Source organism: Mesorhizobium sp. A623, assembly GCF_054489405.1.
Genome location: NZ_JBTMXB010000003.1, coordinates 323,536 through 344,692, shown reverse-complemented (window position 1 = coordinate 344,692; position 21,157 = coordinate 323,536). Strand labels below are relative to the sequence as shown.

At 59.4% G+C, this 21,157-nt stretch carries 22 protein-coding genes, 1 tRNA gene and 3 pseudogenes; 12 read left to right on the top strand and 14 right to left on the bottom strand.

Going from position 1 to position 21,157, the window contains the following annotated elements:
- The coding region (locus ACX3P1_RS05590) for an integrase core domain-containing protein (protein WP_459078553.1) at nucleotides 1-237 on the top strand (237 nt) is incomplete at its 5' end.
- A gap of 63 nt (nucleotides 238-300) precedes the next feature.
- Here the strand turns inward: ACX3P1_RS05590 and ACX3P1_RS05585 are convergent.
- Entirely contained in the window at nucleotides 301-843 is a 543-nt protein-coding gene (locus ACX3P1_RS05585; RefSeq protein ID WP_459078552.1) for a cysteine hydrolase family protein, read from the bottom strand.
- A gap of 89 nt (nucleotides 844-932) precedes the next feature.
- On the opposite strand from ACX3P1_RS05585, the pseudogene ACX3P1_RS05580 reads away from it, so the two are divergent.
- Nucleotides 933-1,855 (top strand): annotated as a pseudogene (locus ACX3P1_RS05580) (GlxA family transcriptional regulator).
- Between the two features lie 170 nt (nucleotides 1,856-2,025).
- On the opposite strand, the gene ACX3P1_RS05575 reads toward ACX3P1_RS05580, so the two are convergent.
- Nucleotides 2,026-2,562: a dihydrofolate reductase family protein gene (locus tag ACX3P1_RS05575; RefSeq protein WP_459078551.1), complete on the bottom strand. Its 537-nt coding sequence runs from the start codon at nucleotides 2,560-2,562 to the stop codon at nucleotides 2,026-2,028.
- A gap of 444 nt (nucleotides 2,563-3,006) precedes the next feature.
- Between ACX3P1_RS05575 and catB the strand changes: the two are divergent.
- From catB to ACX3P1_RS05560, 3 genes and pseudogenes are all read left to right on the top strand, one after another.
- Nucleotides 3,007-3,644: pseudogene (gene catB, locus ACX3P1_RS05570) on the top strand (type B chloramphenicol O-acetyltransferase).
- 434 nt (nucleotides 3,645-4,078) lie between these two features.
- Nucleotides 4,079-5,488: a sensor histidine kinase gene (locus ACX3P1_RS05565; protein WP_459078550.1), complete on the top strand. Its 1,410-nt coding sequence runs from the start codon at nucleotides 4,079-4,081 to the stop codon at nucleotides 5,486-5,488.
- Nucleotides 5,460-5,852, top strand: a complete 393-nt coding sequence (locus tag ACX3P1_RS05560) for an SDR family NAD(P)-dependent oxidoreductase (RefSeq protein WP_459078549.1) — start codon at nucleotides 5,460-5,462, stop codon at nucleotides 5,850-5,852. Before ACX3P1_RS05565 ends, ACX3P1_RS05560 begins: the two co-directional genes overlap by 29 nt.
- 145 nt (nucleotides 5,853-5,997) lie before the next feature.
- On the opposite strand, the gene ACX3P1_RS05555 is transcribed toward ACX3P1_RS05560, so the two are convergent.
- The 3 genes from ACX3P1_RS05555 to ACX3P1_RS05545 form a co-directional block, all read right to left on the bottom strand.
- The gene (locus tag ACX3P1_RS05555) at nucleotides 5,998-6,972 is read right to left on the bottom strand and encodes a quinone oxidoreductase family protein (protein WP_459078548.1); all 975 of its coding nucleotides are present in this window, start codon (nucleotides 6,970-6,972) and stop codon (nucleotides 5,998-6,000) included.
- Between the two features lie 141 nt (nucleotides 6,973-7,113).
- Nucleotides 7,114-7,461: a hypothetical protein gene (locus tag ACX3P1_RS05550; RefSeq protein ID WP_459078547.1), complete on the bottom strand. Its 348-nt coding sequence runs from the start codon at nucleotides 7,459-7,461 to the stop codon at nucleotides 7,114-7,116.
- Entirely contained in the window at nucleotides 7,458-7,928 is a 471-nt protein-coding gene (locus tag ACX3P1_RS05545; RefSeq protein ID WP_459078546.1) for an Lrp/AsnC family transcriptional regulator, read from the bottom strand. The genes ACX3P1_RS05550 and ACX3P1_RS05545 overlap by 4 nt, the downstream gene beginning before the upstream one ends.
- A 103-nt stretch (nucleotides 7,929-8,031) precedes the next feature.
- Between ACX3P1_RS05545 and ACX3P1_RS05540 the strand changes: the two genes are divergently transcribed.
- The 4 genes and pseudogenes from ACX3P1_RS05540 to ACX3P1_RS05525 all read left to right on the top strand — a co-directional run bounded on the left by ACX3P1_RS05540 (nucleotide 8,032) and on the right by ACX3P1_RS05525 (nucleotide 10,812).
- Entirely contained in the window at nucleotides 8,032-8,970 is a 939-nt protein-coding gene (locus tag ACX3P1_RS05540; protein ID WP_459078545.1) for a hypothetical protein, read from the top strand.
- Between the two features lie 327 nt (nucleotides 8,971-9,297).
- Nucleotides 9,298-9,769: pseudogene (locus ACX3P1_RS05535) on the top strand (BA14K family protein).
- 254 nt (nucleotides 9,770-10,023) lie between these two features.
- Nucleotides 10,024-10,368, top strand: a complete 345-nt coding sequence (locus tag ACX3P1_RS05530; protein WP_459078544.1) for a hypothetical protein — start codon at nucleotides 10,024-10,026, stop codon at nucleotides 10,366-10,368.
- Nucleotides 10,369-10,371: 3 nt separating this feature from the next.
- Entirely contained in the window at nucleotides 10,372-10,812 is a 441-nt protein-coding gene (locus tag ACX3P1_RS05525) for an HK97 gp10 family phage protein (RefSeq protein ID WP_459078543.1), read from the top strand.
- Here ACX3P1_RS05525 and ACX3P1_RS05520 read toward each other — a convergent pair.
- The 6 genes from ACX3P1_RS05520 to bhcR all read right to left on the bottom strand — a co-directional run bounded on the left by ACX3P1_RS05520 (nucleotide 10,726) and on the right by bhcR (nucleotide 15,217).
- Nucleotides 10,726-11,004 (bottom strand): helix-turn-helix domain-containing protein, encoded by a 279-nt coding sequence (locus ACX3P1_RS05520; RefSeq protein ID WP_459078542.1) that lies wholly within the window; start codon nucleotides 11,002-11,004, stop codon nucleotides 10,726-10,728. The genes ACX3P1_RS05525 and ACX3P1_RS05520 overlap by 87 nt on opposite strands.
- A complete protein-coding gene (locus tag ACX3P1_RS05515) occupies nucleotides 11,001-11,612 on the bottom strand; it encodes an ATP-dependent nuclease (protein ID WP_459078541.1) in 612 nt (203 codons plus the stop codon). The genes ACX3P1_RS05520 and ACX3P1_RS05515 overlap by 4 nt, the downstream gene beginning before the upstream one ends.
- Before the next feature lie 55 nt (nucleotides 11,613-11,667).
- Nucleotides 11,668-13,515, bottom strand: coding sequence for a hypothetical protein (locus ACX3P1_RS05510; protein WP_459078540.1), 1,848 nt, complete (start codon nucleotides 13,513-13,515; stop codon nucleotides 11,668-11,670).
- 14 nt (nucleotides 13,516-13,529) lie between these two features.
- Nucleotides 13,530-13,754, bottom strand: a complete 225-nt coding sequence (locus ACX3P1_RS05505) for a hypothetical protein (RefSeq protein ID WP_459078539.1) — start codon at nucleotides 13,752-13,754, stop codon at nucleotides 13,530-13,532.
- A gap of 337 nt (nucleotides 13,755-14,091) precedes the next feature.
- Nucleotides 14,092-14,166: transfer RNA gene (locus ACX3P1_RS05500), tRNA-Thr, on the bottom strand.
- Between the two features lie 229 nt (nucleotides 14,167-14,395).
- Nucleotides 14,396-15,217 (bottom strand): HTH-type transcriptional regulator BhcR, encoded by an 822-nt coding sequence (bhcR, locus tag ACX3P1_RS05495; RefSeq protein WP_459078538.1) that lies wholly within the window; start codon nucleotides 15,215-15,217, stop codon nucleotides 14,396-14,398.
- A gap of 205 nt (nucleotides 15,218-15,422) precedes the next feature.
- On the opposite strand from bhcR, the gene gcl reads away from it, so the two are divergent.
- Genes gcl through ACX3P1_RS05480 form a run of 3 tightly spaced genes read left to right on the top strand, consistent with a single transcriptional unit; the run spans nucleotide 15,423 to nucleotide 18,925 of the window.
- On the top strand, nucleotides 15,423-17,204 hold the full coding sequence (gcl, locus tag ACX3P1_RS05490; RefSeq protein WP_459078537.1) for a glyoxylate carboligase: 1,782 nt from the start codon (nucleotides 15,423-15,425) through the stop codon (nucleotides 17,202-17,204).
- Between the two features lie 12 nt (nucleotides 17,205-17,216).
- Nucleotides 17,217-18,014 (top strand): 2-oxo-tetronate isomerase, encoded by a 798-nt coding sequence (gene otnI, locus ACX3P1_RS05485; protein WP_459078536.1) that lies wholly within the window; start codon nucleotides 17,217-17,219, stop codon nucleotides 18,012-18,014.
- 23 nt (nucleotides 18,015-18,037) lie between these two features.
- Nucleotides 18,038-18,925, top strand: a complete 888-nt coding sequence (locus ACX3P1_RS05480; RefSeq protein WP_459078535.1) for a 2-hydroxy-3-oxopropionate reductase — start codon at nucleotides 18,038-18,040, stop codon at nucleotides 18,923-18,925.
- A gap of 57 nt (nucleotides 18,926-18,982) precedes the next feature.
- On the opposite strand, the gene ACX3P1_RS05475 is transcribed toward ACX3P1_RS05480, so the two are convergent.
- From ACX3P1_RS05475 to ACX3P1_RS05465, 3 genes are read right to left on the bottom strand one after another with little or no spacing between them, the layout of a single operon-like run.
- Complete coding sequence (locus tag ACX3P1_RS05475) at nucleotides 18,983-19,297, bottom strand: antibiotic biosynthesis monooxygenase family protein (RefSeq protein ID WP_459078534.1); 315 nt, start codon at nucleotides 19,295-19,297, stop codon at nucleotides 18,983-18,985.
- 31 nt (nucleotides 19,298-19,328) lie between these two features.
- Nucleotides 19,329-20,636 (bottom strand): energy transducer TonB family protein, encoded by a 1,308-nt coding sequence (locus ACX3P1_RS05470; protein WP_459078533.1) that lies wholly within the window; start codon nucleotides 20,634-20,636, stop codon nucleotides 19,329-19,331.
- Between the two features lie 19 nt (nucleotides 20,637-20,655).
- Nucleotides 20,656-21,087 carry a hypothetical protein gene (locus ACX3P1_RS05465; protein ID WP_459078532.1) on the bottom strand — a complete coding sequence of 144 codons (432 nt, stop codon included), beginning with the start codon at nucleotides 21,085-21,087 and terminating at the stop codon, nucleotides 20,656-20,658.
- Nucleotides 21,088-21,157 lie beyond the last annotated feature (70 nt).

The window sequence follows — 21,157 nt, the reverse complement described above, 5'->3', positions numbered from 1 at the left end:
TGCGAGAGCTTCAACTCGAAGCTTCGCGACGAACTGCTCGATGGAGAAATCTTCTATACGCTGAAGGAGGCCCAGATCGTCATCGAAGGATCGCGGCAGCATTACAATACGGTGAGACCACACTCATCGCGGGGCTACAAACCGCCCGCACCGGAAGCTATCCTGTGGCCGGCTGCGCAACCCGGGCCAGCTTCGCCGGCCACCCCGGCCGTAGCGCCACGACCCGTCATGCACTAACATTAAACCCGGATCACCTGAGGGGGGCCGGCCAGATAAGTGGCCCCCCTGGGGCCGCTACACCTACTTCAAGTATTCGTCAGCTTTGACGATCTTGCCGTAGGCGAAGCCCAGGGCAGACATGAACGCGGCGTGCACATGATCTGCCGGAACGGTCATGCCGTTAAACTCGGCGTCACGGGTTGCGGCAGCATCTTCGACGACGGTAACATTGTAGCCTTGGTCAGCAGCCGCACGAGCAGTAGCGTCGATGCACATGTGGCTCATTGCGCCGATGATAACGATATCCTTGATGCCGTCAGCGTCCAGCTTGGCCTTGAGGTCGGTGTCACGGAATGCATTCGGGAAGTTTTTCACCACCACCTGTTCGCCGTCCCTGGGTGCTACAGCCGGGATGATCTCCGCGCCCTGCGAACCCGCGACGAAGAACGGTGCGCCCGCGGGGTTCTCATGCCGGACATGGATGACAAGGAGGCCTTTAGATCGAGCATCCTCGATCACCTTGGCGGCATTCTGGACGGCGGCATCAACGCCGACAAGCGGCCAGGATCCGGAAGTGAGATAGTCGTTCTGGAAATCGACGACGACAACAGCTTGCTTGCTCATGGTTTTATCCTTTCGATAATCCTCTTATGGACGGCGAGCGGCGAACGTACCATTGGCGCAATCGACAAAAAGCGGGTTGGAAACGACACATGCCTGAATCTATCGACATCGGCCTGCTGGAATATCCTGGCGCTCAGGAGGCCGCTCTCTTCGGTCTGACGGACCTCTTCGAGATCGCCAATCGCCCTGATCGACCACGCCTAAAGGTGACAAGATGGCGGGCCGAGGACAATCATCTTGTTCCGATCAACGAGAGCTGCGCACCAAGCGCGATGATCATTCCTTCGGGCAAATTTGGACCCGTCACCCCCGCGATAGCCCAAGAATTCGCTCCCGGCTTGCGTGATCTGCATACTGCGGGCACGACTTTGGCTTCGGTTTGTGTTGGAGCATTCATCCTGGGTGAGACTGGCCTTGTAGACGGGCGATCAGCCACCACTCACTGGGGCGCGGCAGATGAGTTCCGCAAACGATTCCCGGACGTCAATCTCGACGTCGATCGGCTGATCATCGATGACGGCGACATTATCACCGCTGGCGGCATGATGGCCTGGACGGATTTGGGATTGAGCCTGGTTGACCGATACCTCGGTCCCTCAGCCATGTTGGAGACAGCGGGCACGCTGCTGATCGATCCCCCAGGGCGGGAGCAGCGGTACTACAGCACATTCGTGCCAAACCTTAATCACGGGGACACGGCGGTGCTAGATGTACAGCACTGGCTCCATGCGTCGTTTTCGGGCGACATCGTTTAGCCGACCTGGCGCGCAAATCTGGCCTGGAAGAACGAACCTTTCTGCGCCGTTTCCGCAAGTCGACTGGCATGACGGTGACTGAGTATGTTCAGCGTTTCCGCATGAATAAGGCACGTGAGGCGCTGCAGTTCGGGACGGAAGCAGTGGATCAGATCGCTTGGAGAGTCGGCTACAGGGATCCTAGCGCCTTCCGAAAAATATTCCTGAAGGTTGTGGGCCTTTCCCCGTCTGAGTACCGGCGACGTTTCCATGCTTGAAATGTCCGCTTCCTATTTGGATGGCGACCAAAGCCGCCTGTCCGCTGACCACCAGCTACATTCCAAAGACTCAGAGCAGGCAACGCCGAAATCGACTCCGCGGCGGGCACTAGAGGTTGCCGTCGCCAATCCAGCCACCTCTTCAGCGGTCCGTAGGCTAATCGCCGCGACTATGCTGGTATGTATGTCAACCTGATCACGTCCTCGCCGATACGATCGCTCGCCACGAGGTGCAGCGGGGGCCGCGATCCGGCGAAGAACGGCTTGCCGCCGCCGAGCACAACGGGATGGAGGTACAATCGATACTCATCGACAAGGCCTAGGTTGGTCAGACTTCCCGCCAACTCTGGTCCGGAAACGTCAATCACCCCACCGAGTTGCTCTTTCAAACCGCGTATCGCTGCCTCGACCTCATCATCGACAAGGGTGGCGTTCGGCCCAACGGACTTCAGCGAGCGCGACACGACCCACTTCGGTTGGCTCCGCCAGGCCGCCGCATAGTCACGTTCTGCCTCATCCCACTCGGAATGATCCTCGTCCCAATACCGCATCACCTCATACATATGGCGACCGTACACACTGCCGGCGAGGCCGCGCACGTCGTCGATGAAATGACGAAAAAGCACGGGATCGGGTACAAATGCCGTGTGGTCGTGGTCGACATAGCCGTCCAGCGACTGGTTCAATCCAAAAACAAGCTTCGCCATAAGGAATCTTCTCCTCGCCATCTCCTCGGAGGCTGCCGAGGGTACGCAAAAGTGAAGCGGGCTACAATCGAGCGACCCACTTGCCGCCATGACCGATTATAATAAGGCCGCTTCTCTGGCCCGTTACGCAAAAAGCAAACTGTCCCTCCAGCCACCCATGAGAGGTTATTCGGCGTGCAATCAGCGTGGAATGTGCTTGATCGGCCTAAACGACCATCTTGCGCGCGTATTCGAAGCTGCCGGTCGCTCTCTTGCATTCATGCAGGTATCCAGCGCATGTTGTTCGTATGAAATCCGCAGACTGTACCATCTGAATTTGTTTCCGCGTTTCGACGCGAGAAGCTTCTATGCCGGCATGTTCAATAGATTGCCGGTTCGCGTTCGCATGCATCATCGCATGCGAAACGACGTCGCACACGCGGCTAACATTCAGTGGTAACTTCCATGAGAAACTTCTTCGAAAGTCCCTTCAAGGGCATTACGCTCGACCAGCAGGTCACGAATCCGAACCTCGTCGTCGGTCGCTACAGCTACTACTCGGGCTACTACCACGGTCACAGCTTCGATGACTGCGCCCGGTTCCTTCTCCCGGACGAAGGTGCCGACAGGCTCGTCATAGGCAGCTTCTGCTCGATAGGATCAGGCGCGGCCTTCATCATGGCAGGCAACCAGGGCCATCGGAACGACTGGATTAGCACCTTTCCCTTCTTCTGGATGGCGGAAGTGCCAACCTTCGCGGGTGCAGAGAACGGGTACCAACCAGCAGGGGATACCATCGTCGGCAATGACGTGTGGATCGGCTCCGAGGCGATCGTCATGCCCGGCGTGAAGATCGGCGACGGCGCAGTGATCGGCACGCGTGCCGTGGTGACCCGGGACGTGGAGCCCTATGCCATCGTTGGGGGCAATCCAGCCAAGGTAATCCGCAAACGCTTCGATGAGGCTGATGTCGCCATGCTGCTAGAACTGAAGTGGTGGAATTGGCCGAGGAGCAACTCCACAAGGCGATGCCGATCCTCACGAGCCCCACCGTGAGCGCACTTCACGACCATTGGCAGAAGGTGATCAAGAGCGACCACTAGTTGCAGATAGGATGTCCGCTTCTGCCCGTTCGCGATCCCAAGCGGACGGGCAGAAAGCCACCAACACCGGCGCAACCCGGAGATGGTGTTCGGCGGTGCTGCGCATTTCCTCGACATCAAGCCCTCCCTGCATGCGGTTGCAGCGTTGGGTTCACGATCCGGCAGTTTTCGACCTCATCGCCGCCCTTCCGCGATAATTTGGCTATCCTCGTGCCGGACGTTGACGTGAGGTTTCGCATTGCCGAATACATCCAGTCGGTTGAGGCGATCGAAGATTACCAACAAGACACGGGACAGGAGGCAGCGGGCCACGCTCGAGAATCCCAGGCGGTGAGACTACGGTGTCGGTGCGATCCAGCAAGCTTTTCCAATCTCGCAAGCACTGATATGCTCAATTAGATCAGTGGCGTGGACGCGTCGCGGAGGGCTCTTCATTGTCTGCTCCAGTTCTTAAACTGAGCGATGTTTCAGCTCAGGATATCGTCGAGACAGTGCGCGACGGGCTTTTGGTGCTCGATGCCGAACTGACTGTCATTTCGGCCAATAGCGCCTTCTATTCGATGTTCGCGACCGCAGCCGCCGGGACCATCGGGCACCGCCTTTACGATCTGGGTAACGGGCAGTGGGACATTCCGGCGTTGCGCGTGCTTCTAGAGGAGATTCTTCCGCGGGAAACCACCGTCGAGGCTTATGAGGTCGAGCACATTTTCCCCGACGTGGGTCCGAAGACGATGCTTCTCAACGCCCGCAAGGTCCACCGACCCGGAAGCAGCGTCGATTTCTTTCTCCTTACGATCGACGATGTGACCGAACTGCGGAATGAACAACGCAAGGCGACGATCAATCTGCGCCTAGGTCAAACCATCGCCGATACGGTGCGGGATCCTCTTGTGATTCTGGATTCCGACATGCGGATCGTCACTGCAAGCCGGAACTTCGTTCTGATGTTCGGGGACAGCGCAGAAGATATTGTCGGGCAGCGATTGGAGGACCTCAAACAGGGACAGTGGGATGTCGCGGCATTACATGCACTGCTCGACCACGTCGTTCCGGATGACCGACCGTTCGACGACTTCCTACTTGAGGACGAATTTCCTCTGCTCGGGCATCGCATCTTCAAACTGTATGCACGCAAAATACAGGTGCGGGGCAATCACAGCGCGCAGCTTCTCCTCGTGTTCGAGGATGCCACCAAGGAGACGCTGTTCGATCGTCATCGGAATGTTCTGGCCGCCGAACTGGCGCACCGGATCAAGAATAGCCTACAGGTCATCTCCTCCTTTGTGGCCTACGAACTCCGGCAGGCGGCCGATCCATGCGTGGAAGGATATCGGGCCATGCAGGCGCGGATCGGCGCGGTCGCCGAACTCTACGACGTGATCGCCAAATCGAGCGCGTTCGGGCCAGTCGGGGTGGAGGCCTATCTGGAAGGGATCGCATCAAGCATCCGCTCAAGCCTACTCGGCCAGGATTCCAAGATTGAGATCGCCGTCGAAGCCGAACCTCTCACGATTATGGCCGATCATGCGGTTCCGCTGGGTCTGATGGTGAACGAGCTCGCGACCAACGCAATCAAGTACGCTTTTCCAAATGGCGCTGGCCGTATCACGTTGGGATTTCAGCGGCGCGATGGCGAGGTCACCCTGACGGTCGAGGACAATGGCGTTGGCATGAATGACAGCAGCAGCAGCTCCGGGTTGGGATCACGGTTCCTCGAAGCTTTCGCGATGCAGCTTGGCGGAACGCTAGCCAAGGCCTCGGCCGAGACCGGAACAACATTCATCGTCCGGCTTCCTATGACCGTTCTCGCCGGAAATGAAAGCTCTGCCACATTGCTCGCGTGAAGCAGGATGCTCGATCGTTTTCGGTAGCAACACCTCGTCGGGCGCGGGCATCCGGGGCGTCGCCGGCGGTGCCGTCTACGCCGCTTCCAAGCACGCGATCATCGGCCTCACCGAATCCGCCGCGATCGACTACGCCAAGTCGAACATCCGCGTGAATGCCATCCTTCCCGGCGATATCGAGATGCCCATGTTGGAACGCTTCACCGGCGGCTACATCCAGAAGGCGATCGACCTCGAGCCGGTCGGACGACTACTGTCGGCTTTCCTGCTCGTTTCGCTCCCAAGCCGACAGTCCCCTTTCCACCCACATCGAGCCATCCCTGCATGCGGTAGCGACGTTGGGTTCGCGATCCGGCAAGTTTGACCTCATCTCGGCAGTAGGGCCGTGCATCCCTTCTATTCAAAGCAGCTATTTGAATCCGGCATTGCGTTGGCCGTTACACGCCAGAAGCGGTGATAGAAAACCAATGCGATGTGCGGTGGACCGCAGTAGGGGTTACAGCCTGCTGTTATGGCCTGAGTATCACCGGTCCGGCGGACCGACCGATCTCGATGGCCTCATGGGCGGCAGCGGCCTCCCTGAGGGGGAACTCCTTCCAGAACGTCGTTGAGAATACGCCCGTCATGGCTGCATCGAGAACATCTGCGGCTCGTTCCCTGTATTCAGTCGCCTCAGTCGCATGGGCTGCGAGCCCTGGACGAGTAAGATACAACGAGCCCTTGGCGTTCAGCGTGCCTACTTCGACGGGCGGAGGTGCGCCGGTGGAGGCCCCGAAGGACACCATTAGCCCGCGCGGGCGCAGACTGTTTATGGAAGCCTCGAAGGTGAGCTTGCCGACGCCGTCGTAGACGACATCGGCCTTGTGGCCATCGGTGAGGGCTGCGACTTTCTCGGCGAGATCACCTTGCCCCCAAACCAGGACATCGTCGCATCCAAGCGTACGCGCTCGGTCCACGCTCGACTCCTTCGAAACGACACCGATCACCGTCGCCCCAAGGTGCTTTGCCCAAGGTGCCATGATCTGGCCGAGCGCTCCCCCTACGCCGTAAAGCAACACGACTGTACCCTGGCCGACCGCGTAGGTTGATTTCAGGAGGTACTGCGCCGTAATGCCCTTGAAAAGGACGGTCGCTGCGGTTTCGAAAGAAACCCCATCAGGCAGCGGGACGACCCGATCCGCGGAAATGGTGCGGCTCTCGGAATAGGCTCCTACAGGTCCCAGGATGTAAGCGACCCGATCTCCGACCTTGAAATCCGTCACACCCGCACCGACCGCGCTGACAACTCCGGCAGCCTCAAGCCCGAGACCGGACGGCAAAGGTATCTTCACCGCGCCATTTCTCTGCGTGATGTCGAGGTAGTTCACGCCAATGGCTTTGTGATCGATAACAACTTCATTCGGACCCGGCGCGACGGCATCAATTTCAGTGGCGTGCAGTACATCGGGACCACCGGTTTCGGTTAGTCGGATTGCTAAAGGCACGAGGAACCTCCTTGGTTACAGGATGGAGCGGGCTGTAATGGCTGAGCGGTAGACATTATTACCTGCGTATTCAGATTAGGCTGCCTCCGACGCCCAGTCGTGATCGCCGGAGGATTGGATGCTACATGAACAATGTCCGACTTACACGGACCCCGAAATCAGCGTCCGGGTTCGTCTTCGGGTCTCCCATCCTCTCGAGGAAGGCCCCAACCGCAAGATCGCGCCGCCTGGGAAGGCGAGCTTATCGGCCGCTGCCAGCGCATCTGGCATCTCGTCGCGTGTGAGATCGGTGGAATACGCCGGAGCGCCCGGCTGCTGCCGCCAGGAATCCGCGATGGTGCCAGAGTAGACGGCGTCGAGGCCTGAATCCTCTACGAGCGTCATCGCGACCTCGCGGTCCTTGTCTCTGTCGGCCGCGACGGGAATGGCAATGCGGTCCGAACTGCCTGCAGGCTTGCCCTTCCTCGCAAAGGAGTCGGAGCCGATCATTTGGGGGTAGCGTCTCGAGGCGTAATCTTCGTCGTCTCCTTATAGGTTTCGACGGCGAACAGCGTCGTGTAGCGGACCACGTCCGGATCACTGTCGAAGAGCCGGTCACAGAACGCCTGATATTCTTCCATGTCGCCGAAATGCCCGATCAGCACCGCGTCCAGATCGCCAGTGACACCGAACGCTTGGGTGATCGCCGGTTCCTCTGAAACGCGCGCGGCGAAGGACGACCGCACGTCCTTGGTGTGGTTGCGCGTCGTGACAGTGACGATAGCCCGAATGCTGCGCCCGAGTTTGGCCGGGTCCGCGAGATAGACGCAGGCTTTTAGGACGCCCGTTCGCCGCAGTTCCGCGACCCGGCGTAGGCAGGTCGAAGGCGTCGAGCCAACCGCCTCTGCCAGCTCCGCCTTGGTGAGCGTACCGTCTGTCTGAAGCGCGGCCACGATCCGCAGGTCCAGTTCATCCATATGCAGCGCCTCCTGTGGTCTGAATCGCCATAATTTCGAATATTTTGGCCACCCTATCCGCCATTTTCGCCGTATCAAAATAAAAAATCGGTGTGGTGAGACGATGAATAATGCAACGCTTGGGTTGATCTGGGCCTTCTCCTTTGTGATCCTGGAAGCGGCACAGGCCGTGTTTTTTGGTGGTGTATTTCAGGACTACGACTCGTTCCTGATCGGCGGGGCAGTCTTTGGATTCACGGCTGCTGGAGCGCTGATCTGGGTGAAGGCGCGGACCCCGGAGCAACTGAGAATTGCGTGGGCCAACAGAGCCAGCCTGTTCGGGTTAAATCTCTCGACGGCCCTTGTCTGGATCGCATATTTCTTCGCGCTTCAAATGATCGAACCGGCTGTGGTGTTCACCGTGTTTTCAGGGCTGGTTCCCATTGCCATCGTGATTGCCTCGGCTTGCGGGGTTCCGGAAGCGTCACCGTTGCGCAACCGGGTCGAAGGCGTCGGCCTGATCACTGTGGTGATCGGCGTTGGTTATCTGGCGGCGATCACGCTGCTTGGACAGTCAGGCTTCGTGCGAGGCGGCTGGACCGCCGCGCTGGCCGGACTGCTGCTGACCTGTGTGTCGGCCGTCAGTCTCGCGGCGATGATGATCTACAGCCGGAGACTCGACAGCCTCGGCATCGCACCGGTTGCGCAATATGGGCTGCGGTATCCTCTTTACGTAGTGGTGGCGCTTTCGGCCGCATGGCTCGGCCTTGATGGGAAAGGTCCGGTCGATCCAAGCGGGCTACTCGCTGTTGTCGTGATCGGCTTCGCGATCATGGCGTTTCCGGTCTTTGCGATGCAGAAGGCGATATCGCTGATGTCCACCCTGACACTGGCCGCGATCACGGCGCTCGGTCCACTGTTCGTTTTCCTGTTTCAGATCATCGAAGGTCGCGTGGCTTACGCACCAGCCACGATGACGGGTCTGATGATCTATTTCTCAGGGGCTGTTCTGGCAGCCTATGGCGAGGCCAGACACTCGGGTGGAAAGGTCTCAGTGACATGACGGACACAGGGCCAGCCTTTTGTCGCAAGGGTAGAATCCCGCGACATGATTTTCGACAGGGAGAAGCCATGAACACCGCAGCATATCCTTTCGTCGCTCCTGTCGATCAGCCGTGGCCCCGCACTACTTGGCAAGGCTGTCCGGGCATGACGTCGCCGCTTGAAGGCAAGATTGCCGCAGCGCGACGAATCAGATCGTCAACGTAAAAACAGACCCGGCACTTGCTGTTTGGGAGTGCCAGTGCCGCGCATGAACGACCCGTTCATGGCTTATTCAGCCAGGACAGTTTAACCAGTCAGGATCGCTTTTACCTGATTGGAGGTTGCTATGAAGAAGTTCGTGTCTGCGCTTTGCGCTGGGTCTCTCAGTCTTACATTTGGACTGGTGCCCGCTGTTCCGTCTGTTGCGGCATCCAATGATGCCAAAAGTAGAGAGCTTTTCCCAAGTTCAGACTGTTCAGTACCGGGACGAGTGGCGTAGGAAAAACCGGAACCATAGCTCCCGTTATCAAAGGGACCATAACCGAAGGGGCTACTGGAAAGGCCATCGCGGCGAGCGGCATAAGCGCCATGGTTATCGTCGTCACAATGATGGGCTTTGGTACCCGCTGGCTGCATTCGGCTTAGGCGCGATCATCGGCGGCGCAATCGCTAACCAGCCGGCACCGGTCTATCGCGAACGTCGCGGCGGCAATGCTCACGTTCAATGGTGCTACGGCCAGTATCGGTCCTATCGGGCTTCGGACAACACGTTCCAGCCCTACAACGGGCCTCGGAAGCAGTGCTATTCGCCTTACTAAGCGATGATCAATGGGAATTGGAAAAGGCGGTCCTCGGGCCGCCTTTTCTATGGGAACAAGAGCGCGTCATCCAGTGTACGGCCAACGCCAGCGGCGGCTTAAGGCTTTGAACCGAATGCGCTCGTCGGCTGGTCGTCCGTTGATCTCACCTCCGCGCCCGCCGCCTTTGTCAGTGGCCTGCCGGTCGGTGCGCGGGTGCAATCCACCTGGCCGAACCTTGATCGGGGCGGCTCATTCCTACGGGGGACTTGACCATGGCGGATGGCAACTACCTCAGCTTTTTCGGCGTGCCGGGTCTGAACTATTCGACCAAGCTTCGCCATTACGAGGGCTTCGTGCGGGAAAGGCTGGCCGGCTGCGCCATCACCGACCCGCTCGACGTGCATCTCGCCTTCGGTGGCGACCTCGATGACTTCACCCAGGAGTCGTGTCGCGCGACCACCGGCCTATTGCTGATCTTTGGCTACGAGCCGCGCGAGGAAGGCGTCTATTTCCGCAAGGAGGTTTGGCCCGAAGACAAGGCGGCCGTTGGGCGTCGTGCGCGACGGGCGAGCATCGAGCGCCTGCACTTCGGACCCAAGCGCGGAAAGCAGAGGTAGATCATGGCCGGACTTGACGGTTTTTCCAAGCGCATGAGCCGAATTTCTATCGAGGTCGAAGGAGGCGTCGAGCACGCGGTGAAAGACTGCGCCGGTGCGGTCGCCCGGAGCGTCATCTCGAACACGCCGGTCGATACCGGCAGGGCGCGCAGCAACTGGACTGCTCAAATGGATGCCACCTTCGCCGGGCTGTTTCCGGCGCATGTCCCAGGCGTGAAGGGCAGCACGGCAACGGCCAATGCCGAGGTGGCCATCGAGAAGGCTGAAGCCGTGATCGAGCAATTCGACATCAGCAAAAATAGCTCGATCCATATCTCGAACAGCCTGCCCTATATCAGGGCGCTCAATGACGGGCATTCAAAGCAGGCGCCAGCCGACTTCGTAAAGCTGGCCGTCATGGATGGTCTGGCTACCGTCCGAAACGCCAAAATCCTGAAAGACTGAAGGCGGGCACTTCTTTGCCGGTGTCAGCAGCGCCGCAGGGGTAGTCTTGAGCCGTTCGGCCAGCTTGACGATCAAGGTGAGTGACGGATTGCGCTTGGCCCGTTCAATGCCGGAAATGTAGGTCCGGGCGATCTCCGTCTCCAAGGCAAGCGCTTCCTGCGAGAGGTCGAGCGCCTTGCGCACCGCCTTCACGTTTCCTGCCAGGATTTTTGCGTAATCCGCCATCCCCGCATGACGCTGGAATGTTGACTAATCGTCCACGGACTCATCGTCACATTTAGATTCGCAAACGCCAATGTAGACGATACTCTACAGGCCAATCGATCCGGTGGATGCCCTTGGGCTTTCTTTCCGTCGCCATGACTTGGATTTATGCGGGCATCGCCACCTGGCACGGGGCGGCGGTCGTCGGCGGCGTTCTGATCTTGATAGCCGAGCGTTTCGACCGCAGGCGAGAGCCGTCCGAAGCTGACGTGCGCCAGGTCGCTGTTCGCTATCGCCAGCACGATCGCCCGATCTTCGCGGAACCACTCGTGATGTTCGACCGGTTCGTTTCCTGCGAACCCGACAATTGTTGCTATGAGCCGTATTCGGTCTGCTGGCTCAGGGCAGCCGCCATAGAAATCGTGCTCAGTCAGGGACCGGACCATGCGATCGCGACCGAAGAGGAGAGCCATGGCTTCGATGATGGTTGTCTTGCCACAGTTATTCGATCCGACAAGAACCGTGTGGGGTCCAAATCGGATGCTACCGACGTTGATTCCGCGGAACCCTTCGATCCTTAATTCCGCGATCTCCATTCAGCGTATCCCCTAGATCAAATTCTCAGGTACGTTGCCATTCAACTACTTCTGGTTATCCAAGTGCGGTGACACTAGCCAAGCGTATCCGATCCTTGACCCATTTACGGCCAGGGGCTAGGCTTTGACGATAGTCGTCGGCCGCCATCGACAAAGATTCGGGGGATGTGGCCCGCTCCAGGTCCTCTGTTGACCAGTCATCAAGCAATCGTTTGGCGAGCGCAAAGCAGGTTGCCTTGCCAACACGATAGGCAAGTGTCCGCTGAGACGCTTGAAGAGCAATTGAGCGCGCTTCATCTGGGTCCTCGGCATCGCTGAATTCGTTGGCTAACTCGTCCGCCATCTTCGTGACTACCGGATAAAGCCCGTTAACGAAGAGCGTTTGGACCTCACCATAAAACCTAGCGGCCCTTCCTTTGAGACCACGATCTGAAATTTCATCAGGATCAGTCAAGATTTTGATCTCGGGAGCGCGCTCCAGCGCACGTGTCAGCTTAGAGGCGGTGGCGCCGTCAGGTGCATAACGCACACGCGACTTTGAAGCCCGTGGTTCGTTCCGTTTGGTCGGCGGCACCATCCCTTCGGGGCTGTCTTCATCCTGCTCCGATAGCAGAGTTGTCGCTTCTGGTTCCGCCATGCCGGCTGAGTTTGGTTCCGTAAATGCTGCCGGCTCCGGCGTGCGCTTCATGACTTTGGTAGGAACTCGCAATTCATCGAGTAGCGTCTGCAGGTCCGATTGAAGGTCAATAAGGTCATCTGCGCTATCAGGGGATTCACTGCGGATCACATCCTTGACCCAGTCGGGCATCAATTCGCGGACCAAATAGGCGTAGTGATCAGCGGTGAGAGGAGACCTGTCATGGCGCCACGTTAGCGAATCCCGATACTGACTCGGAAAGGCAGCCTGATCTGGAAGGCGAATCTCAATGGTGAGCACCTTTGAGCCGAATGGGATGCCGAAGATAGGTGCAACTGAGGACCAAACCTTCTGGGTTCGGAAATCGTAGCGCTCGTCCCGATAGACCAGCGCACAAAAAGTGGTGGAACCCGTTGCGGCGTTTGCGCGGGCGCTATAGGTGTGGCTCGACCCCTCATGTTTCGGATCATGAATGTAGCGGACAGTAATTCCAGATAAGTCGTCCGCAACATCTTCGTACCGAGGGAGACGATCAAGTACGTCGTCTAGGGTCTTCAATTGGCGAAACCTGCCAGTCTCGTCTTTACCGCCGCCTTTTGTCATTGCAACATCGACACGAACCTGAACGCCCGGAGAAAACTGTACAAAGCGACGAAAAATGGATGTAGCTATGAAACTTCGGTCGACGTCGACGCCGGCACCAATTGGTTCGGCAACAGTGTCGTGCCCCGGCGCTTCGCCGAATAGCACCACCTCGGTCCAGTCCTCGTCGACGGCTTTCCCTTCGGCTAAAACAGTCGAGGTGACGTCATAGATGGACTCGCTGCTGCCATCCGATAATTGAACTGCGAAACGAACGTAAGTTTCCTCGTCTTCGTCGTAGCCGATGGTGACCTCGTTCACCTCACCATCCTTGCAAGAACGATAGCGGATGCCGTCGGGCGATGCTGCGAGCCCGGACACTTTCGCACCGATGCCAAAATTGCCGTCTAGCGACATTAGCTTGTTAACCGATGCGCTAAGTTCGGTTGCTGTTTTCAATTCCGCAGCCGACATACCGACACCGGTGTTCCAAAAGGTCAGCTTGCGCACACCGTTGATGACCGTTGGGAGTATCTCGATCGTGCGATGACCTTCGGGCGCCAGAGCGGCATTCTCATCTGCATTCTTAAAGAATTCACGGATCAGCGTGTTGATTGGCGCCTGCTGGATGAGACGATTGATGAGGAAGGTGCGGTCCCCAATCCCGAGATGCTCTGAACGCATATTCCCCCCAAAGGCTACAACTTAAAGCTATCGGATACGTCAGTCGACGAACCAAACCGCCTCTCAAGATCAGTGACCGCCTCCTTCAACGCCTTACCGATCTTCCGGATATCCGCTTCCGTGAATTCGTAGGCCCGCCTGTTCGACAAATTGCCGAGCTTGCGAATGGCATCGAGCGCTGCTTGCGTCCGCCCCTCTGCCAACCTCACGAAATTTGCGCGCCGATCTTCTTCGTTCATATGGAGGCTCCAAGCTACATTTTTTGTATATCGAGAGCCCGTCTTGCGCAAGGATTCGGTACATTTCTCTACAATATTCCGAACAGTGTGGCGCTCAAGCGCTCAAAATCGGCCCCCCTACGTGTCGTGGGGCCAGCATTGCCGGCTGGGAGGTCATGTAGGAGCTATGGTGCCGGGCCGCATCCCCGAAGGAAACGCCTTGCCTGGTGGAAAAAGGCTATGACAATCCACATCGGTCTCGGGCCACTGGCTGCAGAGCTACGGCTGCTTGCTCAGCGGCACTGGGTTCCGAAACACCCGGCCTCGTGTCTAGCGTGCGCGATAAGAAAGGGAGGAATGGTGCCGGCGGAGAGGATCGAACTCCCGACCTTCGGTTTACAAAACCGCTGCACTACCGCTGTGCTACGCCGGCTCCGGCGGACACCGATCTCGGTGCCTATTCGGTACTTGATCGGATCGCGCGAACGTTAAGCGCATGATCCGACTCGTCTTTGACTCCCAGGCCCTCCGTTTACAAAACCGCTGCTCTACCAGCTGAGCTACAAGGGCATCGCGCACCGGTTAGCATATTTGCCGCGCCAGTAAAGTCCATTTCTGATTTAGGGCATGGCTGCCGGCGGCTTCACTCCTGGAAGCCGGCCTCAAGGCGCTTCCATTCCGCCGATCATGGCGGTTATTTGCGCTGCTGCGTCCCGCACCACCGGACCGATCTGGACGACACGCTCCGGCGTGACCCTGACGGTTGGGCCAGAAACCGAAACGCCGCCGATCGGCTCGCCGAATTCGTTGAAGATGGCGGCGGCGACGCAGCGCATGCCGAGATTGCGCTCCTCGTCGTCCACGGACCAGCCGCGTTGCCTGATTGCTTCGAGGTCATGTGCGAGGGCGGGCAGGGTGGACAGCGTCCTGTCGGTGAAGGCTTCCAGCCCGGCCTTGCGGGCAATGACGGCGACCCGGTCGCCGTCGAGATGCGCCAGCACCGCCTTGCCGATGCCCGAGGCATGGAACGCCGTGTGCGTGCCGGGGCGGAAGAAAGCGCGGATGGTCTGGTGCGTCTCCACCTGACTGACGAAAACCACGCAATCGTCTTCCGCCAGCCCCAGATTGGCGGTCTCGCCGGTCTTTTCCATCAATTCCTGCATGACAATTCGGGCGCGGTCGACCAGCTTTCGACGGCGCAGGAAGGCTGCGCCCATGCGGTAGGTCTCGACGCCGATGGACCAGAGCTGGTCCGTCTTGTCGAACTCGACCATGCCGTGGTTTTCCAGCGTGGTCAGCATCCGGTAGGCCGTCGAGGCGGCAATGCTGGAAGCCTCGGCGATCTCCGTCAGCGAAAGGCCCGAGCCTTCGGCGACGATGGCGAGGATGCGCAAGGCGCGGTCGAGCGACTGGACGGAAGTGGCCTCGGCCGGTCCGTTGAAGGCGCGCGGGCGTCCGCGCTGGCGTTTTTCAGGTGCTTCCATGTATCGATTTGCTCTCAATTCGGTTGCGCATGCAATAAAAAAGTTTTTCATTCGATGTGGTGGTCGCCACGATGAAAAATGAAAACGCCAATGGAATCAAAATATAGACCCACATTTTAAATAATGAAAAATTATTCTGAAAAAATTGAAAAATGAACGGGACGCTGGCAGGATCGCTTTATCAAACGATGATGGAGGGTTCGAAATGGCAAAGATGCGCGCTGTCGATGCGGCGGTTCACGTGCTCGAAAAAGAAGGCATCACCTGCGGCTTCGGCGTGCCGGGGGCCGCGATCAATCCATTCTATGCGGCGCTGAAGGCGAGGGGCACGGTTCGCCACATTCTCGCCCGCCATGTCGAGGCGGCCTCGCACATGGCCGAAGGTTATACCCGTGCCGCGTCCGGCAATATCGGCCTGTGCATCGGCACGTCCGGTCCGGCCGGCACGGACATGATCACCGGGCTTTATTCGGCGGCGGCGGATTCGATCCCGATCCTGTGCATCACCGGCCAGGCGCCCCGCGCGCGGCTCAACAAGGAAGATTTTCAGGCGGTCGATATCGCGGCGATCGCAGCGCCGGTCACCAAATGGGCGGTCACGGTCATGGAGCCTTATCTGGTTCCGATGGTGTTGCAGAAGGCGTTCCATTTGATGCGCTCTTCGCGCCCCGGTCCGGTTCTGGTCGATCTGCCGGTCGATGTGCAACTTGCCGAGATCGAGTTCGATATCGATGCCTATGAGCCGATGATCCCCTTCAAGCCGACCATGACCCGTGGCCAGGCCGAGAAGGCGCTGGCGATGTTGAACGCGGCACAAAAACCGCTGATCGTTGCCGGTGGCGGCATCATCAATGCCGACGCTTCCGATCTGTTGATCGAATTTGCCGAGATCACCGGCGTACCGGTCATCCCGACACTGATGGGCTGGGGTACGATCCCCGACGACCACCGTTTGATGGCCGGCATGTGCGGCCTGCAGACCTCGCACCGCTACGGCAACGCCACGATGCTGGAAGCCGATTTCGTGATCGGCATCGGCAACCGCTGGGCCAACCGCCACACCGGTTCGGTGAACGTCTATACCAAGGGGAAAAAATTCGTTCATGTCGATATCGAGCCGACGCAGATCGGCCGCGTCTTTGCGCCGGACCTCGGCGTCGTTTCCGATGCGGGCGCGGCGCTGAAAATGCTGCTCGACGTTGCCACAGAGTGGAAGACGGCAGGGAAACTGCGTGACTGGTCGGGCTGGGCGAAAGAATGCCAGGCGCGCAAGAAGACGATGAAGCGCAAGACGCATTTCGACCAGGTGCCGCTCAAGCCGCAGCGCATCTACGAGGAGATGAACAAGGCGTTCCCACGCGACACCACCTATGTCACCACGATCGGGCTCAGCCAGATTGCCGGCGCGCAGTTCCTGCATGTCTACAAGCCGCGCAACTGGATCAATTGCGGGCAGGCCGGTCCGCTAGGCTGGACGCTGCCGGCAGCGCTCGGCGTGCGTGCGGCCAAGCCCGACGCCCATATCGTCGCGCTGTCCGGCGACTATGATTTCCAGTTCATGATCGAGGAACTGGCGGCCGGCGCGCAACATAAGCTGCCCTACATCCATGTCGTCGTGAACAATGCTTATCTCGGCCTGATCCGCCAGTCGCAGCGTGGTTTTTCAATGGATTACGAGGTCAGCCTCGCCTTCGAGAACGTCAACACGGTTGGTCACGCGGAAGTCGGCTACGGCGTCGACCATGTCGCAGTCGCCGAAGCGATGGGCTGCAAGGCGGTGCGCGTGCGTCGGCCCGAAGAGTTTGCCGGGGCCTTCAAGGAAGCGGAACGCCTGATGAAGGAGTTTTCGGTTCCGGTCGTGCTCGAGTTCATCCTGGAGCGGGTCACGAACATTTCCATGGGCACCGAGATCGACAATATCACCGAATTCGAGGACCTTGCCGAACACAATGAGGATGCGCCGACCGCCATCGTCATGCTCGACTAAGAGGAAACACACATGCCTAGATTTTCAGCCAATTTGTCCATGCTGTTTCAGGAGCATGCCTTTCTCGACCGCTTCGATGCCGCCGCAGGAGCCGGCTTCAAGGGGGTGGAATATCTCGGGCCCTACGACCATACGCCGGAGGAGGTGGCCGCGCGGTTGAGGAAGAACGGCCTCAGCCAAGTGCTGTTCAACCTGCCATCTGGAAACTGGGCCGGCGGCGAGCGCGGCATTGCCGTGCTGGCGGACCGGGTCGATGAATTTCGGGCCAGCGTCGACACCGCCATCGCCTATGCCGAAGCGCTCGGCTGTCCGCAGGTCAATTGCCTGGCGGGCATCGCGCCGGCGGGCGTGGCCTACGGCCAGGTCGAGGATGTGTTCGTGGAGAATTTGAAATTCGCCGCCGACAGGCTGGAAAAGGCCGGCGTGAAACTGCTGATCGAGGCGATCAATACGCGCGATATTCCGGGCTTCTTCCTCAATACCTCGAAGCAGGCGCTGGCGATCATCGACCGCGTCGGCTCGGGCAATCTCTATTTCCAGTACGACATCTATCACATGCAGATCATGGAGGGGGATCTCGCCCGAACCATCGAGGAAAACCTCGGCCGCATCGTGCATATCCAGCTTGCGGACAATCCCGGCCGTCACGAGCCGGGGACGGGCGAGATCAATTATCCGTTCCTCTACGAGCATATCGATCGCATCGGTTACGACGGCTGGATCGGGGCCGAATACAAGCCGAAGGCCGGCACCGAAGCGGGGCTTGGCTGGTTTCGCGAACTGAACGGCAGGACAAGCGCTGCGGCGTAGTGGCAAGAGCATTGGAGGGTAAAATGGAAGCCATCGGCTTTATCGGTCTCGGCATCATGGGCGCACCGATGGCGGGGCATCTGCTGGATGCGGGCTACAGCGTCGTCACCAGCGACCATCGCGGCCCGCCGCCGGTTGACCTCGTGGCCAAGGGCCTGAAGACCGCCGCCAGTAGCGAAGCGGTCGCGAAAGCCGCCGATGTCATCATCACCATGGTGCCGGATACGCCTCAGGTGGCCGACGTTCTGTTCGGTGAAAACGGCGTTGCCGGCGGGCTTTCGAAGGGCAAGCTGGTCATCGACATGAGTTCGATTTCGCCCATCGAGACCAAGAAATTCGCTGAAAAAATCAATGAGTTGGGGTGTGATTATCTCGATGCGCCGGTGTCCGGCGGCGAGGTCGGCGCCAAGGCGGCGTCTCTGACCATCATGGTCGGCGGGGAGGACAAGGCGTTCGAGCGGGCAAAGCCGATCTTCGACAAGATGGGCAAGAACGTCACGCTGGTCGGCCCGAACAGCGTTGGCCAGACCACCAAGGTGGCGAACCAGATCGTCGTGGCGCTGACCATCGAGGCGGTGGCCGAAGCGCTGGTGTTCGCCTCGAAAGCGGGGGCTGATCCGGCCAAGGTGCGGCAGGCACTAATGGGCGGGCTGGCGGCCTCGCGCATTCTCGAAGTGCACGGCGAACGCATGATAAAACGCACTTTTTCACCCGGTTTTCGCATCGAACTGCACCAAAAAGACCTCAATCTGGCGCTGGAAGGGGCAAAATCGCTCGGAATTTCGCTGCCAAACACCTCAACCACGCAGCAATTGTTCAATTCCTGCGCCGCAAATGACGGGGCGAAAGAGGACCACTCGGCACTGGTGCGGGCGCTGGAGCGCATGGCCAACCACGAAGTCGGCGACTGAGCGCTCCGCTTACGATGTGAAGACCCGCAGCGGCAACGCAACGGGTCTTCGTCGTTGTCAAGCGCCTTCGACGGCCGAAAAGCCTTCGAACGTCGGATGGCCGAAGGTCGTCAGCTTGCTGGTGCCGGCATTCTTGTGGGAGTCGCGAAAGTTTTCGGATTTCGTCCAGGCTACGAAATCGTCCTGGCTTGCCCAAACGGTATGCGAGGCAAACAGCGTGTAGCCTTTTTCCTCGTTGAAGGCGCTGCGCAACAGGTGGAACTGCTGGAAACCCTTCATTTCAGAAAGGGTCGACTTGCGGTTCTTCCACACGTCTTCAAAGGCTTCCTCCTGGCCCGGCTTTACCTGGAAACGGTTCATGGCGATGTACATGGCTTTCCTTTCTAGCAGTAGATGAATTGGATCAAAATGGGCCGATCGGCAGGGTGAATGCCCAGCTCGAACGTCCCGCTTCCGCTGGGATCGGCGGGAAGGGGGCGGCGCGCCGGATGATGGCGAGCGCGGTTTCATCAAGCCCCGGCGAACCTGAACTCCTGACCAGCCGCACCGCGCCGACGCCGCCCTGCGCGCTTACGACAAAGGACACCTGGGCGTTGTTGCTGGCCTTGGCCTTGTCCGACCTGGACAGGCTGCGCGAGGCGCGCCGCAGTTTTGCGGCGACCTTGCCCGGATAGTTGGAGACCGCAGCGTTGCCGGCGGCAGAAGAACGCGCGCCTCCCTTGCTGGCGATCGCCGTTTCGCCGTCGATCTGTCCGCTCGCCACGCCGCGCTTGGAATCGGCCTGGTTTGCGCCGCCCGAACCGGCTTTGGGTTTGCTCGGCTTCGGCTTGGCGGGAGCTTTTTTTGCCTGCTTCTCGACCGGCTTTGGCGTCTCTGCAGGCATTTCCCGGCGGACGGGCCTGGGCTCCGGGATCGCCTCGACGATTTCAGGTGTTTTTATCTCTTCCTCGGTTACGGGCTGCGTCACCTGCGGCGGCGGCGCTTCCTGCACGGGTTCGACGGATTCGGCTTGAACCGCCTGTTGCACGACGTTGTCGGAATCCGGCTGTGGCGAAGCTGCCGCGAGTATTTCAGGTGCAGGCGTGGTCGCGGCGGCCGGATCGGGTGTCTCCGGCTGCACGCGCTCGATCTCGCTGGGGGCGGGGGCAAGATCCGTTACCGGTTCCAGCACCTCGGTTGCGGGCGCTTGCTCGGCAGCCTGCTCGACCGGCTGGGCGGCTTCGTCGGTCACGACCGCTTTTGCTTCGACGATCTCCACGGGCTTGGCATTCACCATCGGCACCAGTGTCACCTGGGTTACGTCGCCGGCCATCGCCTGATCGGCGTCGGCGTTGCCCGCCACCATCATGCCGGTCTGGTCCGCGCCTTCGATCTGCGTCGGGTCGTCCTGCGAGGGCCACCATTGCGGCGTGGTCAGAAGAACCATCGCGACGGCGGCGTGAAGCATGCAGGAGGCAACGACTGCTATCGGCCATCTTTTCGCATGGTTCACCGACCGGGCCGGGACCCCGCCGAGCTTCTCCTTTGGCGCGGGCAGCGGCTCTGCGCCCATGTCGATGCTTGTGTTGTCTTCGGTCATATCGCGTAGCGAGATTTGGAGCGCGCCGCGTGGAATGACAAGGGCCGGGTCGCTGGGCTCTAGCGGCAACGCGTCCGGCCCGGCCAAGGGCCAGGCCAGCGTGCTGCGCGAGAAAGAGGGTTCCAGTCCCAAGGCGATACTCGATTTCCGGTCACTGGCCGAAGGTAATGGGTGTCTTCGTCTGCGTCTTCAACCGTGCAAGGCAGGCTGTGGGTTCGACGCCCGCGCCGACGCATTCCGTAGCGCTGTTGACCAGCACGCGGTGCAGCTTGGCGCAGTCGATACCCGAAAGGTCGAAACGGGTGACCTTGGTCTTGCCCTCCGGCAAATCCTTGAAATCCAGCACCGTCAGGCGGTCGACCACACCTGCCTCGTTGAAAAGCGCGATCTCGAAAGCGGCCTTGGAAAGCCCGGCACCAAGATCGTTGGTCACGACGAAGGTGAGGCGACAGCCCTTCTCGGAAGGCTGCGCGCCGTTCAGTTCAAGGGTGAGCGCAGGGGCCGGCGTGGCCTCCTGCGCGACGGCACCCCATGCAAGGGATGTAGCCACGGCTGCCGAAAGAACGAAGGTTGCCGTTTTCATGTCGTCTCCTAAGGTTTGGCCTCAGAGTGTTTCATCTAGAGCGGCGGACGCTCGGGTACACCCGCGCTGC

What these genes read in the sequence shown, in the direction of transcription:
- ACX3P1_RS05510 (WP_459078540.1), bottom strand. Translation starts at nt 13,515, where the DNA reads ATGCGTTCAGAGCATCTCGGGATTGGGGACCGCACCTTCCTCATCAAT.
- ACX3P1_RS05550 (WP_459078547.1), bottom strand. Translation starts at nt 7,461, where the DNA reads ATGATCGGCTCCGACTCCTTTGCGAGGAAGGGCAAGCCTGCAGGCAGT.
- ACX3P1_RS05560 (WP_459078549.1), top strand. Translation starts at nt 5,460, where the DNA reads ATGAAAGCTCTGCCACATTGCTCGCGTGAAGCAGGATGCTCGATCGTT.
- ACX3P1_RS05585 (WP_459078552.1), bottom strand. Translation starts at nt 843, where the DNA reads ATGAGCAAGCAAGCTGTTGTCGTCGTCGATTTCCAGAACGACTATCTC.
- ACX3P1_RS05525 (WP_459078543.1), top strand. Translation starts at nt 10,372, where the DNA reads ATGGCCGGACTTGACGGTTTTTCCAAGCGCATGAGCCGAATTTCTATC.
- bhcR (WP_459078538.1), bottom strand. Translation starts at nt 15,217, where the DNA reads ATGGAAGCACCTGAAAAACGCCAGCGCGGACGCCCGCGCGCCTTCAAC.
- otnI (WP_459078536.1), top strand. Translation starts at nt 17,217, where the DNA reads ATGCCTAGATTTTCAGCCAATTTGTCCATGCTGTTTCAGGAGCATGCC.
- ACX3P1_RS05575 (WP_459078551.1), bottom strand. Translation starts at nt 2,562, where the DNA reads ATGGCGAAGCTTGTTTTTGGATTGAACCAGTCGCTGGACGGCTATGTC.
- ACX3P1_RS05465 (WP_459078532.1), bottom strand. Translation starts at nt 21,087, where the DNA reads ATGAAAACGGCAACCTTCGTTCTTTCGGCAGCCGTGGCTACATCCCTT.
- ACX3P1_RS05530 (WP_459078544.1), top strand. Translation starts at nt 10,024, where the DNA reads ATGGCGGATGGCAACTACCTCAGCTTTTTCGGCGTGCCGGGTCTGAAC.
- ACX3P1_RS05505 (WP_459078539.1), bottom strand. Translation starts at nt 13,754, where the DNA reads ATGAACGAAGAAGATCGGCGCGCAAATTTCGTGAGGTTGGCAGAGGGG.
- ACX3P1_RS05480 (WP_459078535.1), top strand. Translation starts at nt 18,038, where the DNA reads ATGGAAGCCATCGGCTTTATCGGTCTCGGCATCATGGGCGCACCGATG.
- gcl (WP_459078537.1), top strand. Translation starts at nt 15,423, where the DNA reads ATGGCAAAGATGCGCGCTGTCGATGCGGCGGTTCACGTGCTCGAAAAA.
- ACX3P1_RS05540 (WP_459078545.1), top strand. Translation starts at nt 8,032, where the DNA reads ATGAATAATGCAACGCTTGGGTTGATCTGGGCCTTCTCCTTTGTGATC.
- ACX3P1_RS05545 (WP_459078546.1), bottom strand. Translation starts at nt 7,928, where the DNA reads ATGGATGAACTGGACCTGCGGATCGTGGCCGCGCTTCAGACAGACGGT.
- ACX3P1_RS05515 (WP_459078541.1), bottom strand. Translation starts at nt 11,612, where the DNA reads ATGGAGATCGCGGAATTAAGGATCGAAGGGTTCCGCGGAATCAACGTC.
- ACX3P1_RS05475 (WP_459078534.1), bottom strand. Translation starts at nt 19,297, where the DNA reads ATGTACATCGCCATGAACCGTTTCCAGGTAAAGCCGGGCCAGGAGGAA.